Source organism: Kordiimonas lipolytica, assembly GCF_001550065.1.
In genome coordinates, this window is record NZ_LRUB01000036.1 from 312,048 (window position 1) to 327,642 (window position 15,595).

General features: G+C 57.6%; 15 protein-coding genes. 13 read left to right on the forward strand and 2 right to left on the reverse strand.

All coding sequences use genetic code 11. The features are described from left to right. The first annotated feature begins 131 nt into the window (after window positions 1-131). Genes KORM41_RS21230 through folA form a run of 3 tightly spaced genes read left to right on the forward strand, consistent with a single transcriptional unit; the run spans window position 132 to window position 3,364 of the window. The gene (locus tag KORM41_RS21230; RefSeq protein WP_068153362.1) at window positions 132-926 is read left to right on the forward strand and encodes a thymidylate synthase; all 795 of its coding nucleotides are present in this window, start codon (window positions 132-134) and stop codon (window positions 924-926) included. A 24-nt stretch (window positions 927-950) separates the two neighbouring features. Continuing rightward, window positions 951-2,846 (forward strand): ATP-binding protein, encoded by a 1,896-nt coding sequence (locus KORM41_RS21235; RefSeq protein WP_068153363.1) that lies wholly within the window; start codon window positions 951-953, stop codon window positions 2,844-2,846. A 32-nt stretch (window positions 2,847-2,878) separates the two neighbouring features. Then, window positions 2,879-3,364 (forward strand): type 3 dihydrofolate reductase, encoded by a 486-nt coding sequence (gene folA / locus KORM41_RS21240; RefSeq protein WP_068153366.1) that lies wholly within the window; start codon window positions 2,879-2,881, stop codon window positions 3,362-3,364. On the opposite strand, the gene KORM41_RS21245 is transcribed toward folA, so the two are convergent. Then, window positions 3,361-4,434 (reverse strand): Mrp/NBP35 family ATP-binding protein, encoded by a 1,074-nt coding sequence (locus tag KORM41_RS21245; RefSeq protein ID WP_068153368.1) that lies wholly within the window; start codon window positions 4,432-4,434, stop codon window positions 3,361-3,363. The two genes, folA and KORM41_RS21245, sit on opposite strands and share 4 nt — an antisense overlap. A gap of 157 nt (window positions 4,435-4,591) precedes the next feature. Between KORM41_RS21245 and hflK the strand changes: the two genes are divergently transcribed. From hflK to KORM41_RS21265, 4 genes are read left to right on the forward strand one after another with little or no spacing between them, the layout of a single operon-like run. Then, window positions 4,592-5,668: an FtsH protease activity modulator HflK gene (gene hflK, locus KORM41_RS21250; RefSeq protein ID WP_068153370.1), complete on the forward strand. Its 1,077-nt coding sequence runs from the start codon at window positions 4,592-4,594 to the stop codon at window positions 5,666-5,668. A gap of 3 nt (window positions 5,669-5,671) precedes the next feature. After that, window positions 5,672-6,532 (forward strand): protease modulator HflC, encoded by an 861-nt coding sequence (hflC, locus tag KORM41_RS21255; protein WP_068153372.1) that lies wholly within the window; start codon window positions 5,672-5,674, stop codon window positions 6,530-6,532. 20 nt (window positions 6,533-6,552) lie between these two features. Continuing rightward, window positions 6,553-6,756: a DUF2065 domain-containing protein gene (locus KORM41_RS21260; protein WP_068153374.1), complete on the forward strand. Its 204-nt coding sequence runs from the start codon at window positions 6,553-6,555 to the stop codon at window positions 6,754-6,756. A 48-nt stretch (window positions 6,757-6,804) separates the two neighbouring features. Next, window positions 6,805-8,334, forward strand: a complete 1,530-nt coding sequence (locus KORM41_RS21265) for a Do family serine endopeptidase (RefSeq protein ID WP_197421362.1) — start codon at window positions 6,805-6,807, stop codon at window positions 8,332-8,334. Between the two features lie 151 nt (window positions 8,335-8,485). On the opposite strand, the gene serB is transcribed toward KORM41_RS21265, so the two are convergent. Continuing rightward, complete coding sequence (gene serB / locus KORM41_RS21270; protein WP_068153377.1) at window positions 8,486-9,376, reverse strand: phosphoserine phosphatase SerB; 891 nt, start codon at window positions 9,374-9,376, stop codon at window positions 8,486-8,488. 38 nt (window positions 9,377-9,414) lie between these two features. On the opposite strand from serB, the gene miaA reads away from it, so the two are divergent. From miaA to KORM41_RS21305, 6 genes are all read left to right on the forward strand, one after another. Further along, window positions 9,415-10,359: a tRNA (adenosine(37)-N6)-dimethylallyltransferase MiaA gene (gene miaA / locus KORM41_RS21275; protein WP_068153380.1), complete on the forward strand. Its 945-nt coding sequence runs from the start codon at window positions 9,415-9,417 to the stop codon at window positions 10,357-10,359. A gap of 252 nt (window positions 10,360-10,611) precedes the next feature. Next, window positions 10,612-12,426 carry an acetolactate synthase 3 large subunit gene (locus KORM41_RS21280; RefSeq protein WP_082720122.1) on the forward strand — a complete coding sequence of 605 codons (1,815 nt, stop codon included), beginning with the start codon at window positions 10,612-10,614 and terminating at the stop codon, window positions 12,424-12,426. A gap of 39 nt (window positions 12,427-12,465) precedes the next feature. Next, window positions 12,466-12,993 (forward strand): acetolactate synthase small subunit, encoded by a 528-nt coding sequence (ilvN, locus tag KORM41_RS21285; RefSeq protein WP_068153382.1) that lies wholly within the window; start codon window positions 12,466-12,468, stop codon window positions 12,991-12,993. A 155-nt stretch (window positions 12,994-13,148) separates the two neighbouring features. After that, window positions 13,149-14,168 (forward strand): ketol-acid reductoisomerase, encoded by a 1,020-nt coding sequence (gene ilvC, locus KORM41_RS21290; protein WP_068153386.1) that lies wholly within the window; start codon window positions 13,149-13,151, stop codon window positions 14,166-14,168. 405 nt (window positions 14,169-14,573) lie between these two features. Continuing rightward, the gene (locus KORM41_RS21300; protein ID WP_068153391.1) at window positions 14,574-15,095 is read left to right on the forward strand and encodes an outer membrane beta-barrel protein; all 522 of its coding nucleotides are present in this window, start codon (window positions 14,574-14,576) and stop codon (window positions 15,093-15,095) included. Window positions 15,096-15,201: 106 nt separating this feature from the next. Further along, on the forward strand, window positions 15,202-15,594 hold the full coding sequence (locus KORM41_RS21305) for a hypothetical protein (RefSeq protein WP_068153394.1): 393 nt from the start codon (window positions 15,202-15,204) through the stop codon (window positions 15,592-15,594). Window position 15,595 lies beyond the last annotated feature (1 nt).

The following is a 15,595-nucleotide window of genomic DNA, read 5'->3' on the forward strand; positions in this document are numbered from 1 at the left end:
GCAAGGATCGAGAGGGCGCCGTTCAGGCGCCCTTTTCCGCAGATAATCATCTTGAAATCCGGTGCGCCTATTGCCTACCGGCACGTCACGCCCTATAGCTTTCTATCAAGATCAATTGGGTGGTAGGACGTATGCAGCAATATCTCGATCTTCTGGCGCGCATCCGGCGTGAAGGAACCTTCAAGGGCGACCGAACAGGAACAGGAACCTATAGTGTTTTCGGGCACCAGATGCGGTTCAACCTGGCTGACGGCTTCCCGATGGTGACAACCAAGAAGCTGCACCTCAGGTCTATCATCCACGAACTGCTGTGGTTCATCGCTGGGGATACAAATATCAAGTATCTGAAAGATAACGGTGTTTCCATCTGGGACGAATGGGCGGACGAACATGGCGACCTGGGGCCGGTTTATGGTCACCAGTGGCGCAGCTGGCCCGCGCCGGACGGCACCACGATCGACCAGATCACAAACCTGGTTGACCAGATCAAGAATAACCCGAACAGCCGACGGCTGATCGTGTCCGCCTGGAACGTGGCAGATGTGGACCATATGGCACTGCCGCCATGTCACTGCCTGTTCCAGTTCTATGTGGCGGATGGCAAGCTTTCCTGCCAGCTGTATCAGCGCAGCGCGGACGTGTTTCTGGGCGTGCCGTTCAATATTGCATCCTATGCACTCCTGACCCACATGATGGCCCAAGTGTGTGATCTGGAAGTTGGTGATTTTGTTCACACCTTTGGTGATGCGCATCTTTACAGCAATCATATCGAGCAGGCCGACCTGCAGCTCAGCCGGGAGCCGTTGCCGCTGCCAACACTGTCGCTGAATCCGGACGTGAAAGACCTGTTCGCTTTCACCTTCGATGATATCCGGATTGATGGCTACGAAGCCCATTCCCATATCAAAGCCCCTGTGGCGGTATAGGCCTGGGCAGGTCAAGGAGGGGGTGTGGCTCGCGAAAATGACATAGATATCCGGCAGTGGGTTCTGCTGCTGTTTGTGGTGCTTCTGGGTGCCGGGCTGACATGGTCCGCGACCAGCGAAAGCATCCGTTCCGCGCGGGCTGAGGCGCAGTCCAGCTTCAATGCTGCTGCGGATCTTTATGTCGACCGCGTGAAGGGCGCACTGACCCATGGGCTGGACGCCGCAAGCGATCTCTATAGCTATTACGCCGCTAAGGAAGATATCGACCACGCTACTTTCCAGCGCCTGATAAGCTCCTACAGCAGTCTCAATGAACACCGTAAAATGGTTGGGGTTGCCATCGCCGCCACGCGAGACACCATGGGGGAACTCGAGGCTTACGCACAGGGGCGCTATCCGGGCGACTTCTCCTTGCGGGCTGCACAAGACCTAGTTGGGGCAAGCGAAAGCGGTGTGCCCGGTAGTCGGGACCAGCGCGCATTTTACCTGCTCTACGTCTGGGCGCCTTCGGAAGAGCGCAGCCAGCGCTGGCGCGGTGCGGACATCGGTGCCTATATGCCGCTGAACGCCTTCCTGGAAGAGACACTGGCAAAAGGCGAGCCCGCAGCCATTCCCATGCCGCCACTTGAGACCGCAGACAGGTCGTGCGTGCTCCTGGCTACGCCGTTTGTCAGCCAGGCAGGCGCGGAGGGCGTTATTCTGCAGATTTTGGAGATGCCGAACCTCTTGAACACCGTTGCCTCAAGCCAGCGCTTTTCCAGTCTGAACGCACGGTTCACCAGTAGCTGGCAGGGTGGCGCAATGGTGCAGGAAATGATGATCATCGACGGCACCTTCAGCTATGAGGCGTTTCCGCCGCCGGCCGCAAGGCCATGGATCGCATCCTACACGGTGGAAATCGGCAGCCAGAGCTGGACCATTGAGCCATGGGCCCCCTATGAGGCCTATGCCGTCGACTATGGAGCAACGGTGATCACGGCCAGCGTCTGTCTTGTGCTGACGGGCCTTGTGGTCTTTATCGTCTGGTCCCAGACCCAGCGGGCCAAACGGGTTGTCGAGATCGTCAATCGCCGGACGCGGGCGCTCAAGGAAGCGCATGACGAGCTTGAGGACCACTACCGCATGCTGCAGAACCTCAACAAGGATGTGGAGGAAGCCAGAAAATCGGCGGAGACAGCCAACCGGGCGAAGTCTGAATTTCTGGCCACCATGAGCCATGAGCTTCGCACGCCGCTGAACGCCATTCTGGGCTTTTCACAGATTCTGCAGGAGCAGGCGCTCGGGCCCTTGGGTGACAAGCGCTATGCAGACTATGCCCGCGATATCAACGCCAGCGGCAGCCACTTGCTTGCGATCATCAATGACATCCTTGACCTGGCGAAGCTGGAGGCTGGCAAGATCCAGATTGAACAGAAACGGCTGTCAACTCACCTACTGGTAGACCGGGTGATTGCGCTTCTGGCGCAGCAGGCGTCCAACAAGGGAATCGAGCTGAAGGCCGAATTTGCCGGCAATATGCCCGATCATATTCTGGGGGACGAGCTCAGGTTGCGGCAAATCCTGATCAATTTGGGGTCAAATGCCATCAAGTTCACAAACCAGGGTACAGTGGTGTTCCGCTTGCATCCGCGCGCTTTTGCCACCGGCCAGGCCGGTTGGGTTCTGGAAGTTGAAGACACGGGCATCGGCATTCCGGAAGACAAGCAGGCAACGCTGTTTGACCGCTTTACCCAGGTAGATGCGGCTCTGTCGCGCAGGCACGGCGGCGTTGGCCTTGGCCTTGCCATCTGTCGCGAGCTGGTGGACCATATGGAAGGCACCATTAGCGTGCGCAGTATCCAGAATGTGGGTACCACAATCCGGGTTCACCTGCCGCTGATGGAGGCAGACCCGGAAACTGATGACGATGGCATGATCTGATGCCAACGATAGATGCGGGTTAGGAGTAGAGAATGACGCTTTCTGTGATTGTGGCCATGGCGGAGGACCGGGCGATCGGCCGCGATAACGACATGCCGTGGCATTTGCCCGCAGACCTGAAGTATTTCAAGGCGACCACCATGGGTAAACCCATTGTCATGGGGCGCAAAACTTATGAAAGCATCGGTCGGCCGTTGCCTGGCCGCCGCAATATTGTGGTCACCCGCAATGCTGCTTGGTCTGCCGACGGGGTAGAGGTTGTGCCGTCCCTGCAGGCTGCCAAGGAAGCGGTGGCAGACGCGGGCGAGGCCATGATCATCGGTGGTGCGCAAATCTATGGCCAGTGCCTGGATGTGGCGGACCGGCTTTATATCACTGAAATTGACATCACCGTCCCTGATGCCGATGCCTGGTTCCCGGCCTTCAACAAGGATGACTGGCGGGAAGTCAGCCGGGAAGAACACCCGGCTGAGGACGGCAAGCCAGCCTACGCCTTCGTGGTGTATGAACGCGCCTAGGCGCTGACACCAAGTTTTTCAGAAACCTGCGCTGCGATAGCCCGGTATGCTTTGCTGACCGGGCTGTCCGGCTCTGCCGCGACGATCGGATCGCCGCCATCGGCATGCTCGCGCACGCTCATATGAAGCGGTATGCCACCCAGGAAGTCACAGCCCAGTTCTTTCGCCGTATCTGCCGCGCCGCCGTGGCCGAAAATGTGCGATTCCTCGCCGCAGTGTGGGCAGTGGAAGGTGCTCATGTTTTCAATGACGCCCATGATGGGCACATCCACCTTGCGGAACATGGCAAGCCCCTTGCGCGCGTCAATCAGCGCCAGGTCCTGCGGCGTGGACACGATCACGGCACCCGTCAGCGGTGCCTGCTGAACCATGGTCAGCTGCACGTCGCCGGTGCCCGGCGGCATGTCCACGACCAAAACATCAAGGGGGCCCCAGGCCACATCCTTGAGAAGCTGCTGTGTTGCGCCCATCACACGCGGGCCACGCCATACCACCGGCTGGTCCACGTCGATCAGGAAGCCGACAGACATAACCTTCAGGCCGTGTGCCACAATAGGCTGGATAATCTTGTTTTTGATCTCCGGCTTGTCATCAACGCCAAGAAGCATTGGCAGGCTGGGGCCGAAAATATCCGCGTCCAGAACGCCCACCTTCAAGCCCTGGTCGCGAAGCGCGATGGCAAGGTTGATCGATGTGGTGGATTTTCCCACGCCGCCCTTGCCGCTGGCAACGGCAACAATGTGTTTCACGCCAGGGATTTCCGTTGGGGTAGGGGGCGCCTTGCCGCCAACGGGCTGGCCTTTCGGTGCGGTCTGTGCCGGCCGTGCTGCTGTCATGATCACGTTGGCCTCTTCAACGCCGTCAACTGCCCGCGCGGCGTCTTCAATCGCGCTTCTGAGCGATTCCGCGCCCGCCTGGTCGCGGCCTGAGAGCTCGAGGATAATACCAACCTTGCCGCCGTCCACGACGATGGCGCTCACCAGTCCCGCTTCCATAACGGACTTGTCCGCCCCCGGGGCTTTGATTTCCTGGAGAGCCGTCTCAACGGATTTTTTCAGCGTATCTGACATAAAAAACCTGTGTTTCCGGTAAAAAGCATCACATTTTGGCCGAGTATCATTGCAGCCGCTTGGCACGTACCATATATAGGCAGACAAGACACGGTCTTTCTACTGTTGAAAGGGCCGCAGTTTCGGTTGGTGCATTCGCACCGAAGGGGAGAAAAATATGCCTTGGCAAAATAACGGTGATGGTGACCGCCCAAATCCTTGGGGCAACGGTCCACGCCGCGGCGGCGGTGGCGGCGAGCCACCAAATTTTGATGAATATATTCGTAAAGGTCAGGACCAGCTCAGGAAAGCCATGCCTGGCGGCAAAGGCGGCCCGCTGCTGATCGTGGCGGCCCTGATTCTGCTTTATCTTTACTGGGGTTTTTACCAGGTGAAGACAAACGAACAGGCCGTTGTCCTGCGCTTTGGTGAATGGGTTGCTTCATCTTCGCCCGGACCACACTTTCACTTTCCGCCTTTCGAGCAAGTCGAAATTCGTGGTGTCACGGATGAAAACCAGGTGTCTATCGGCAGCCGTGTAACGGAAAGCCGCCGGTCAGGCCGCCAGAGCTTCGCCCGTCCGGATGAAAGCCTGATGCTGACCCAGGACGAAAACATTGTGGACGTGCGCTTCAATGTGGTGTGGCGGATCAATGACCTGGGCAACTATCTTTTCAAGCTGCAGGACCCAGACGGCACGATCAAATCCGTGGCGGAAAGCGCCATGCGTGAAATGATTGGCCAGAACAGGATTACGCCGATTATCACCACAGCCCGTGGCCAGATCGAACAAAGCGTCAAGGAATTGATCCAGACCACGCTTGATGAGTATCAGGCTGGTGTGGACGTGCTTCGGGTGCAGATCATCGAGTCTGAAGCGCCAGAAGAAGTCAAAGACGCCTTCCTTGACGTACAGCGCGCGGAAGCAGACCAGCAGCGTTTCCAAAACGAAGCGACCAAATATCGCAACGAGGTGATCCCGCAGGCGCAGGGCCAGGCCGAGCAGATGACGCAGCAGGCCGAAGCATACCGGGCGCAGGTTGTTGCCCGCGCGCAGGGTGAGGCTGCCCGCTTTATGTCGGTCTATAACGAATACATTCTGGCCAAAGACGTGACCAAGAAACGCATCTATCTTGAAACCATGGAGCAGATTCTGGCTGGCATGGACAAGATTGTCGTTGATGGCAAGGCTGGCTCTGGCGTCGTGCCTTATCTGCCGCTTGAGCAGTTGAACAAGAAAAGCGGGGGAGAATAAGCCATGAGTGTTAAATCAATTGTAGCTATCGTTGTTTCCCTCATTATTCTGGTTGCCGGTGTAAGCAGCGTTTATGTGGTAGACGAGCGCGAGCAGGCGATCGTAGTAAAATTCGGTGAGCCAAAGCGCACCGTTACCACACCGGGCCTCCATTTTAAGATCCCGGTCATGGAACAGGTGATCTTCCTTGAGAAGCGTATCCTCAGCCTGGATGTGCCGCCACAGGAAGTGCTGGCATCCGACCAGCGCCGTATCCTGGTGGACAGCTTTGCTCGCTACCGCATCGCCGATCCGCTCAAGCGCTATCAGGCGGCGCGGACCGAAGTGGGTGCAGCGCGCCTTCTTGAAGATGCGATGGAATCAACCGTTCGTCAGGTTCTGGCGAAGGAGCCGATGAACGAAATCGTATCTGGCCAGCGCGCAGAACTGATGAAAAAGATCAGCGACCTGACCAACCAGCGGGCGCTGACATTTGGCCTTGAAGTGGTTGATGTGCGGCTGAAGCGCGTGGACCTGCCACGGGAGAACAGCGAAGCGATTTTCCGCCGCATGGAAACCGAACGCCAGCGTGAAGCTGCCGAAAAGCGGGCCTCTGGCCAGCGTGACGCGGTGAAAATTCGCGCGGCGGCAGACCGGCAGGTTGCCGAAATCCTTGCGGAAGCAGAGCGTCAGTCGCAGACGATCCGCGGTGAGGCTGATGGCCAGGCCGTGAAGATTTTTGCGGACGCATACGGCAGGGACGAAGATTTCTTCGAATTCTACCGTACCATGCAGGCTTACAGAAAATCCCTGGGCAAGGACGATACCCGCCTTGTCCTGTCCCCGGACAGCGAGTTCTTCAAGCTGTTCATGGACAATAAATAGTCCGGCCCCTGGCACACGCCATGGACTGGAAACTGCTACTCGTTGGGCTGGGCCTCGCTTTCTTCATTGAAGGCGCGGCCTATGCCTTGATGCCGGAGGGCTTCAAAAAGCTGCTTGTCGCAGCATCAAAACAGCCCACCGCAAAGCTTCGGGTCACGGGCTTGACCCTCGCGGCAATCGGTGTTGCGATAGTCTGGCTGGTTCAGACTTTTTTGGAAGTCTGAGGGTAAGGCCAACGCGAGTGACGAATAATAATTGAAGGAGTAAGTGCCTTGAGCACCACCTTAGTAAAAGCAATTAACACGCGGACGACAGCCGATATGCCAGGCAAAGCGCTGAAAGTTTTGCTGGCATCCATCTTGATTTTGGCAGCAGCCATGACCTCCATGGGGCCAGTTGCTGCACGCGGTGCGCCAGACAGTTTCGCTGACCTGGTTGAGAAGCTCTCGCCCGCCGTTGTTAATATTTCCACTGTACAGACCATCCGCCGCCGTGGCGGCCGCAACGTGCCGGACCTGCCGGAAGGCGTGCCGTTCGGTGACCTGTGGGACCAATTCCGGGACCGCATGGAAGAGGACCAGGAACCACGCGAAGCGCGGTCCCTGGGGTCTGGCTTTATCATTGATGCCAAAGGTATCGTGATCACCAACAACCACGTGGTTGAGGACGCCGATGAAATCACCGTCACCACAGCTGACGGCGATGATTTCCCTGCAAAAGTCCTGGGTCGTGATGCCCTTTCCGATATTGCTGTTCTCAAGATCGAACACGAAAACGGTGACAAGTTCCCGTTTGTAAAGTGGGGTGACAGCGATGACGAACGCATCGGTGACTGGGTGATCGCGATCGGTAACCCGTTCGGTCAGGCCGGTACGGTAACCGCCGGTATTATTTCCGCGCGTAACCGTTCGATCAACAACTCGAACGATGTTGAGTTCCTGCAGACGGATGCATCGATTAACCGCGGCAACTCCGGTGGCCCGCTCTTCAACATGAACGGTGAGGTAATCGGCGTGAATACGGCGATCTTCTCACCGACCGGCGGCAACGTTGGTATCGGTTTCGCGATCCCGTCCAATGACGCGTCCCGCGTGACCGCTGAGCTGCAAGAGCACGGCAAGGTGCGCCGCGGCTGGCTGGGTGTTGGCATTCAGCCAATGACCGAAGAATTCGCGGAATCGCTGGGCATCAAGCAGGAAGAGGGCGCTATCGTGACCCGCGTCGAGCCAAACAGCCCCGCAGATGCAGCTGGTGTTCGCGAAGGCGACATCATCATCAAATGGGACGGCAAGACGGTTGAAGACAGCAACCGCCTGAGCATTCTGGTGAAGCGCACGGAAATCGGCAAACCTGTGAAGGTTGAAGTGATCCGTCAGGGCGAAAAGGAAACCCTTGAGGTAACCACGGGTGAACTGCCTGCCTCCATGATCCCGGGTGGCAATGAAGGCGATCAGGACAGCGACCGTCCAGAGCGCAGCGAGCGTGAGCTTGTTGAAGGCATGGAACTGGCACCGCTGAATGAGACCCTGCGTCGCCGCTATGAGATCGCTGACGATGTGGAAGGCGTGGCTGTGCTGCGCGTGGCACGCCGGGCACCGGCTGCACGCCAGGGCATTCGTCCGGGCACTGTGATCCTGCGGGTAAACCAGCAGTCGGTCACCAACCCGGCCGAGATTGTCGACATCATCGAAGAAGCGCGTGAAGACGGGCGTGAGCGGGTATTGTTCCTGGTGAACTACCGCGGCACCACGGCCCACGTATCGCTGAAACTGATGCGCGACCAGGGCGACGACGAAGAATAGTCAGCGACATATCGCTGAAACGCGAAAGGGCCGGTTCTGCCGGCCCTTTTTTTCGATTGTCATTCGCCGGCTTGACCGGCGAATCCACAAAATATCTACAGCGTAAATGGACTCGCCGATCAAGTCGGCGAGTGACGACTGATTAGAAGTCTTAACCCGAAACGAAATCGGCGTCGGTGTAGCCCTGGAAATAAAGAAGCGCCGTCAGGTCGCCGTAAGTTACTGCGGCTGCGGCTGCTTCGCGCGTCCGGGGTTTGGCGTGATAGGCTATCCCAAGGCCTGCGGCCTCGATCATGGGGATGTCGTTGGCACCGTCTCCCACCGCCAGAATCTCATCCGGCTTCAGGCCGTGCTTCGCTGCCTGTTCATTCAGGGTTTCCAGCTTGGTGGCCGCGCCGCAGATGGGCTCCTCCACAAGGCCTGTAAGCGCGTTGCCTTCAATGCCCAGGACATTGGCGCGGTTCATGTCAAACCCGATGGCTGCCGCCACCTTTTCAGTGAAATAGGTAAAGCCGCCCGAAACCAGCACAGCATAGGCGCCGTTTGCCTTCATGGTCTGCACCAGCGTGCGCGCGCCTGCCATCAGCTCGATCCGTTCGTCATAGCACTGCTTGAGCGCATCGGTGGACAGGCCCGCCAGAAGCGCTACCCGTTCCTTCAGCGCAGCTTCGAAATCCAGTTCGCCACGCATGGCTGCTTCGGTAATCGCCGCTACCTTGCCCTTGACGCCGATGAAGTCCGCCAGCTCGTCGATGCATTCAACTGTGATCATGGTCGAATCCATATCCGCGAGAATCATTTTCTTCTTGCGGCCCTCGGCCGGCTGCAGGCACCAGTCCAGCCCGTCAATATCATTGAGCGCGCCTTCGATCTGATCCCGGATTTTCAGGCTGCCTTCAAAGATAAGGTCCACGGCCTTGCCGTCGCTCAGGGTGCGGCGCTCGGGCGTGCCCGTTGCCTTGATGGCCTCAACGCCGTCCTCAATCTTTTCGAGGCTCAGGGAACAGTCAGGGTTGACGACAAGGGTTAAAGCGATATCCATGAAGGAACGTCCTTATTTTTACTGGCTTCGAGGTTGCCTTGAAACGAGCCCTTTTTATTGCAGGTCCAACCGCAAGCGGCAAGTCGGCTTTATCGCTCCGTCTCGCAGAAGATCTTAACGGTGTCATCATTAATTCTGACAGCATGCAGGTTTACCGCGATCTGCGCGTGATCACCGCGCGCCCGAGCGAGGAAGAAGAGGCGAGGGCGCCACACCGCTTGTATGGCTATCTGGACGCTACTGAAGTGTCCTCCGCCGCAAGCTGGGCAGATGATGCGATGCGTGAGATCGAAGCGGCGTGGTCTCAGGAACAGACGCCCATCGTGATTGGCGGTACGGGCCTTTATTTCAAGGCGCTGCTGACCGGCATGGCTGAAATACCTGACATCCCTGATGATATCCGTGCCGAGGTGCGCTCCCGGTGTGACAAGGAGGGCAGTGAGGCGCTGCATAAGGAACTGGCGGAAGTTGATCCCGTGACAGCAGAGCGCCTGTTCCCGGGCGACAGCCAGCGCATCTGCCGTGCGCTTGAGGTCTATCACGCCACAGGCAAGCCTATCAGCGCATGGCAGGCGGATACCAAACCCGGGCCGATGCAGGCCGTGGATGATGCGGGCTTGCTCACCAAAATCGTGCTCGATCCACCCCGCGACGTTCTGTATGACCGCTGCAACCGGCGCTTTGATCTGATGCTGGAAAGCGGCGCGTGGGAAGAGCTGGATGCCCTGATGGCGAGGGGGCTCGACCCAAGCCTGCCGCTGATGCGGGCTTTGGGGGTTCCCAGCCTCATTGCTTACCGCCGTGGTGAGCTGTCGCTGGAGGAAGCAGTAGAGGACGCCAAGATGCAAACCAGACGCTTTGCCAAACGCCAGCTGACATGGTTCAGGAACCAGTTTGGCCATTGGGATCGCTTTCCTGCGCAATTTTCGGAAAGTGATTACCGGGATTTTTTGAACAAAAAGATCACAAAAGCGGTTGACTGAGTAATTTTCGTACAATAAAACGACCTTATCGGCACCACGCCAGCCCAGGTGCCGATATCCGGGAGCCTTTTGCCCAAGATGGCTCCTACTGTGACGAGACCCACCCCGGGGGCGCTCCTAGAGCGCCCCCAATTTATCAGAAGGGCAACTTGTTGGCCCGCGTTTGCAAGGTGGATTTCCGTTACGGAACTATGGACAGGGCAGCCTGTGAGGGCAGGCGAGGTTGGATAAATTGTAGACGGAAACAGAACGATGGCACCGACAAAGACAAAACAAGCACCGGCAGCAGCCGGGACACCGAGCGATGAGGCAGCCGCCGCAGAAATGAGTGGCGCACAGATGATCCTTAGGGCGCTGGTGGAGCTAGGCGTCGACACCATCTTTGGATATCCGGGTGGTGCTGTGCTGCCCATCTATGACGAGATTTTCAAGCAGGACAAGATCAAGCACATCCTGGTGCGGCACGAGCAGGCGGCGGTTCACGCGGCGGAAGGCTATGCGCGCACGACAGGCAAGCCGGGTGTTGTTCTGGTGACATCCGGGCCCGGTGCCACAAACGCCGTGACCGGCCTGACGGACGCGATGCTGGACAGTATCCCGATCATCTGTATCACCGGGCAGGTAGCCCGCCACCTGATTGGCAATGATGCCTTCCAGGAAGCGGACACGGTTGGTATCACGCGGCCCTGCACCAAGCATAACTATCTGGTGAAGGAAACAAGTCTTGTGCCAGATGTGATCTATGAAGCCTTCTATGTGGCGACAAACGGTCGCCCCGGCCCTGTTGTGATCGACATGCCGAAGGACGTGCAGATCGAAAAAGCACCTTATGAGCGCAGCGGCCACCGTGAACACCGCACCTACCGCCCGCAGGTTGACGGCGACGAGGCGGCGCTCCGTAAGGCGGCGCACGCGCTGGCCAGTGGCGCGCGGCCGATCATCTATTCCGGCGGCGGCATCATTAATGCGGGGCCAGAGGCATCGGAGCTGCTGACCGAATTCGCGAAAATGACCGGCATGCCGGTAACCAGCACCCTGATGGGGCTGGGTGCTTTCCCGGCCTCCGACCATCAGTTCCTTGGCATGCTGGGGATGCACGGCACGTGGGAAGCCAACCATGCGATGCATGACTGCGACGTGATGCTGGCCATCGGCGCGCGCTTTGATGACCGGGTAACCGGCCAGATTGACGGTTTCTCGCCGGGCTCTACCAAAATCCAGGTGGATATTGACCTCAGTTCCATCAACAAGAATGTTGCTGTGGATATTCCGGTGATCGCGGACGCGGCGAGCGCACTCCGCCGCCTGATCGCAATCTGGAAAGAGGAAAAGCTGGGCGAAAAGCAACCGCCGCTCGTTGCCTGGTGGGATCAGATCGAGCGTTGGCGCATGAAAAACTGCCTGGCTTACGCTGACAGTGACGAGATGATCATGCCGCAGAAGGCGCTCGAACGCCTGCAGCATCATATCGAAGGCAAGGAAGCCATCATCGCGACTGAGGTTGGCCAACACCAGATGTGGGCCGCCCAGTTCCTGAAGTTCGACAAGCCGAACCATTGGCTGACGTCGGGCGGCCTGGGCACCATGGGGTATGGCCTGCCAGCCACCATCGGGGCGCAGATCGCTTATCCCGACCGGCTGTGCATCGACGTGTCTGGCGACGCAAGCTTCCAGATGAACCTGCAGGAACTGGGGACAATTTCCCAGTATGAGCTGCCGGTGAAGATTTTCATCATGAACAATGAATATATGGGCATGGTGCGCCAGTGGCAGGATCTTTCCTATGACGGCCGCCGTTCGCACAGCTATTCCGATAGCCTGCCTGATTTCCAGAAGCTTGCGGAAGCATACGGCATCAAGGGCATGAGCGTGGAAGACCCAGCGAAGCTGGATGATGCGATCAAGGAAATGATCGAACACGATGGTCCAGTATTGCTGGATTGCCGCGTGGCCAAGATTGAAAACTGTTTCCCAATGGTGCCTGCGGGCGCTGCGCACAATGAGATGCTGCTGGCGGGTGACGTGATTGCGAAACCAAAAGACGACGAAGCACTGGCGGTCGTGTGATTTGGTGTCTAATCTGAAAGTGGAAGAGTAATCAGCAAGATGGACGGCGCACATATGAAAGAAACTGGCCCAATCGCAGTACATACCATCAGCGTTATCGTGGATAACGAGGCGGGCGTGCTGGCGCGCGTAATCGGCCTGTTTTCAGGCCGCGGCTACAATATTGAAAGCCTGACGGTGTCAACGGTGGACACCAGCCATGAGACATCCCGGATCACGATCGTGACATCCGGCACGCGCATGGTGATCGAACAGATCAAGGCCCAGCTGGACCGCCTGGTGCCGGTGCACAAGGTGGCGGACCTGACGATCGAGGGTGATTTCGTTAGCCGGGACCTGGCGCTTGTGAAAGTGGCAGGCGTTGGCGAAAAGCGGGTTGAGGCTCTTCGTCTGGCGGAAGCCTTCCGTGCGCAGGTGGTGGATGCCAGCCGCGACAGTTTTGTTTTTGAGCTTACGGGGGCCGCGAACAAGCTGGATGCGTTCGTTGACCTGATGAGTGAGCTTGGACTTGTGGAGGTTGCCCGCACGGGTGCCGTGGCGCTTGCGCGCGGTCAGCAGGGCCTGTGAGCAGCCGCATGTTCGTCACTCGCCGGCTTGACCGGCGAGTCCATAGCGGCAGAAAATATAGGTGAATCAATAGATTCGCCGATCAAGTCGGCGAATGACGACTTTTAGAATGAGATATGTTTTGACGGGCGCACGCCCACCAAAAGGATAGTGAGATGCGAGTTTATTTTGATAGTGATGCTGATGTTAATCTGGTGAAGGACAAGACGGTTGCGATCGTTGGTTACGGCAGCCAGGGCCATGCCCATGCAGGCAACCTGCGCGACAGCGGTGTATCCCGTGTGATCGTGGCGCTCAGGGAAGGCTCGTCCACGCGCAAGAAGGCAGAAGCCGCCGGCTTTGAATGCATGACGGCAACAGAGGCCGCCAAAGAGGCCGATATGGTGATGGTTCTGGCACCGGACGAGCATCAGGCCGCTATCTACCGTGACGAGCTGCATGCCAACATGAAACAGGGCGCGGCGCTGATGTTCGCCCACGGCCTCAATATCCACTTTGCCCTTATCGAGCCACGGGAAGACCTGGACGTGATCATGGTTGCGCCAAAAGGCCCAGGCCATACGGTTCGTAGCCAGTATGCTGCAGGCAAGGGCGTGCCGTGCCTGATTGCTGTGCATCAGGACGCATCGGGCAAAGCCCATGACCTCTGCCTTTCATACGCGTCCGCCATCGGTGGTGGCCGCTCGGGCATCATTGAAACCAATTTCCGCGAAGAGTGCGAAACCGATCTGTTCGGCGAGCAGGCCGTTCTGTGTGGCGGCGTGTCTGAGCTGATCAAGGCGGGCTTTGAGACGCTCACTGAAGCAGGCTATGCGCCTGAGATGGCATATTTCGAGTGCCTGCATGAAGTGAAACTGATCGTGGACCTGATCTATGAGGGTGGTATCGCCAACATGCGTTACTCCATCTCGAACACTGCCGAATACGGCGACTATAAAACCGGCCCACGCATCATCACCGCTGAGACGAAGGCCGAAATGAAGCGCGTTCTGGAAGACATCCAGCAAGGCCGCTTCGTGAAGGACTTTATGCTGGATAACGCCGCCGGTAACCCTGAGCTGAAGGCCCATCGTGGCCTCGCCCAGCGTCACCCGATCGAGGAAGTTGGCACCAAGCTCCGTGGCATGATGCCGTGGATGAAAGAGGGCCAGTTGGTCGACAAGGCGAAAAACTAAGACGTCGGACCAAAGTCCCTCGCCTTGCGGCTCGGTGTACTTTGATCCGGTTCCAAATTGCCAAATCCGTCTTTGAGGCGGCTCTGCAGACGGATTTGCAGGATTTCGGAATCTGAGGGACGAAATCCTGCCCAGACATATTGGTTAAACAGGCGCGGAAGCGCTTCAAGCCTGTTTAACGCCATAGTTTCCCTGAAGGAAAGTACACTGAGCGAAGCGAAGGACTTTACTTCAACTAGGATGAACTAATCCCCTTAGACTGCTCTCCAGTAGAGTTCATGGGCGGCCCACTCCTGGGGTCGCCCTTTTTTTGCCTTGAAACAGGCGTATCAGGGAAAGATCGATTTACTGGGTCAGGCAGAGCTGCTAGGGCTCCCCCGGTTTCGAGGACAACAGGAGCATCCCATGAATAAATTCACGATGGCAGGTCTATCCCTGTCGGCAGCGCTGGCATTTGCACCGTCGGCTTTCGCCGGTGACTTTAGTGGTCTATACGGCGGCATTGAAAGCTCGGTCGACGTCAGTGACCAGTCGGTGCTGGTGGGCGGCGTGATCGGCTACCGTATGGAACCGGTGCCTTATGTTGTTGTGGGCGTTGAGGGCAGCTATGGCAGCCATGTGGAAGGCACGCGCGACATTGAAGGCGCTGTTGGCGACTTCGGCGGCGAATGGGACATCACAGGCATTGCCGGGATCGTTTTCGGCGACGACGACCAGAATATGGTCTATGGCTCCATCGGCTATATGAACGTGAGCTATGAGACCATCGGGGTGGTGGGTTCCACCAGTGCCGATGACGTGCGCTTCGGCGCGGGTGTTGAGCACCAGTTCAGTGACCTCTTGTCGTTCCGCATCGGCGCAGACTATGCCAAGCCCGCGGGCGAGGCCACCTACCGCATCAAGGCAGGGCTGCTCGTAAATTTCTAAGCTAGTGAGCGACGGTTAGAGGAAGGCGATCGCATGTCGGTCGCCTTTTTTGTTGCAATCTTAGCCCGTCCGCGATTTGCTTTCGAAAATCACGAGGAGGGGGCTTTTGAATATTCTGATTTTCATACTTATGTTTTCCGCTACAGCTGATACCGCCGAAGGTAGTGTGCTGTGCGGTAAGGGCTATGCAACTGTTGGCGAGGCAATGGCATATGCACACGCTTTGGACGGTGGCGGTCGGATGCCGAGCGACGAATTTCTCCTTTACTTCGAAGAAAGCGACACTGGCATCCAGCAGTTAAGCCCAAATAGTTGGTATATAACGCTTCCCGGTCACCCTGCCCATCCCGCAGTAGCCTGCACGTCGATAACGAAGGCTGAGAGTCATGAGGACCCTCTGCAGACAGATTTCACTTTGGTATGTGAAGGTGAGAAAACCGCCTGCAGAAAGCTGGACGCGCGGTTGCGTCCCAAAACATTACGAGTAAGATTTAACTAGG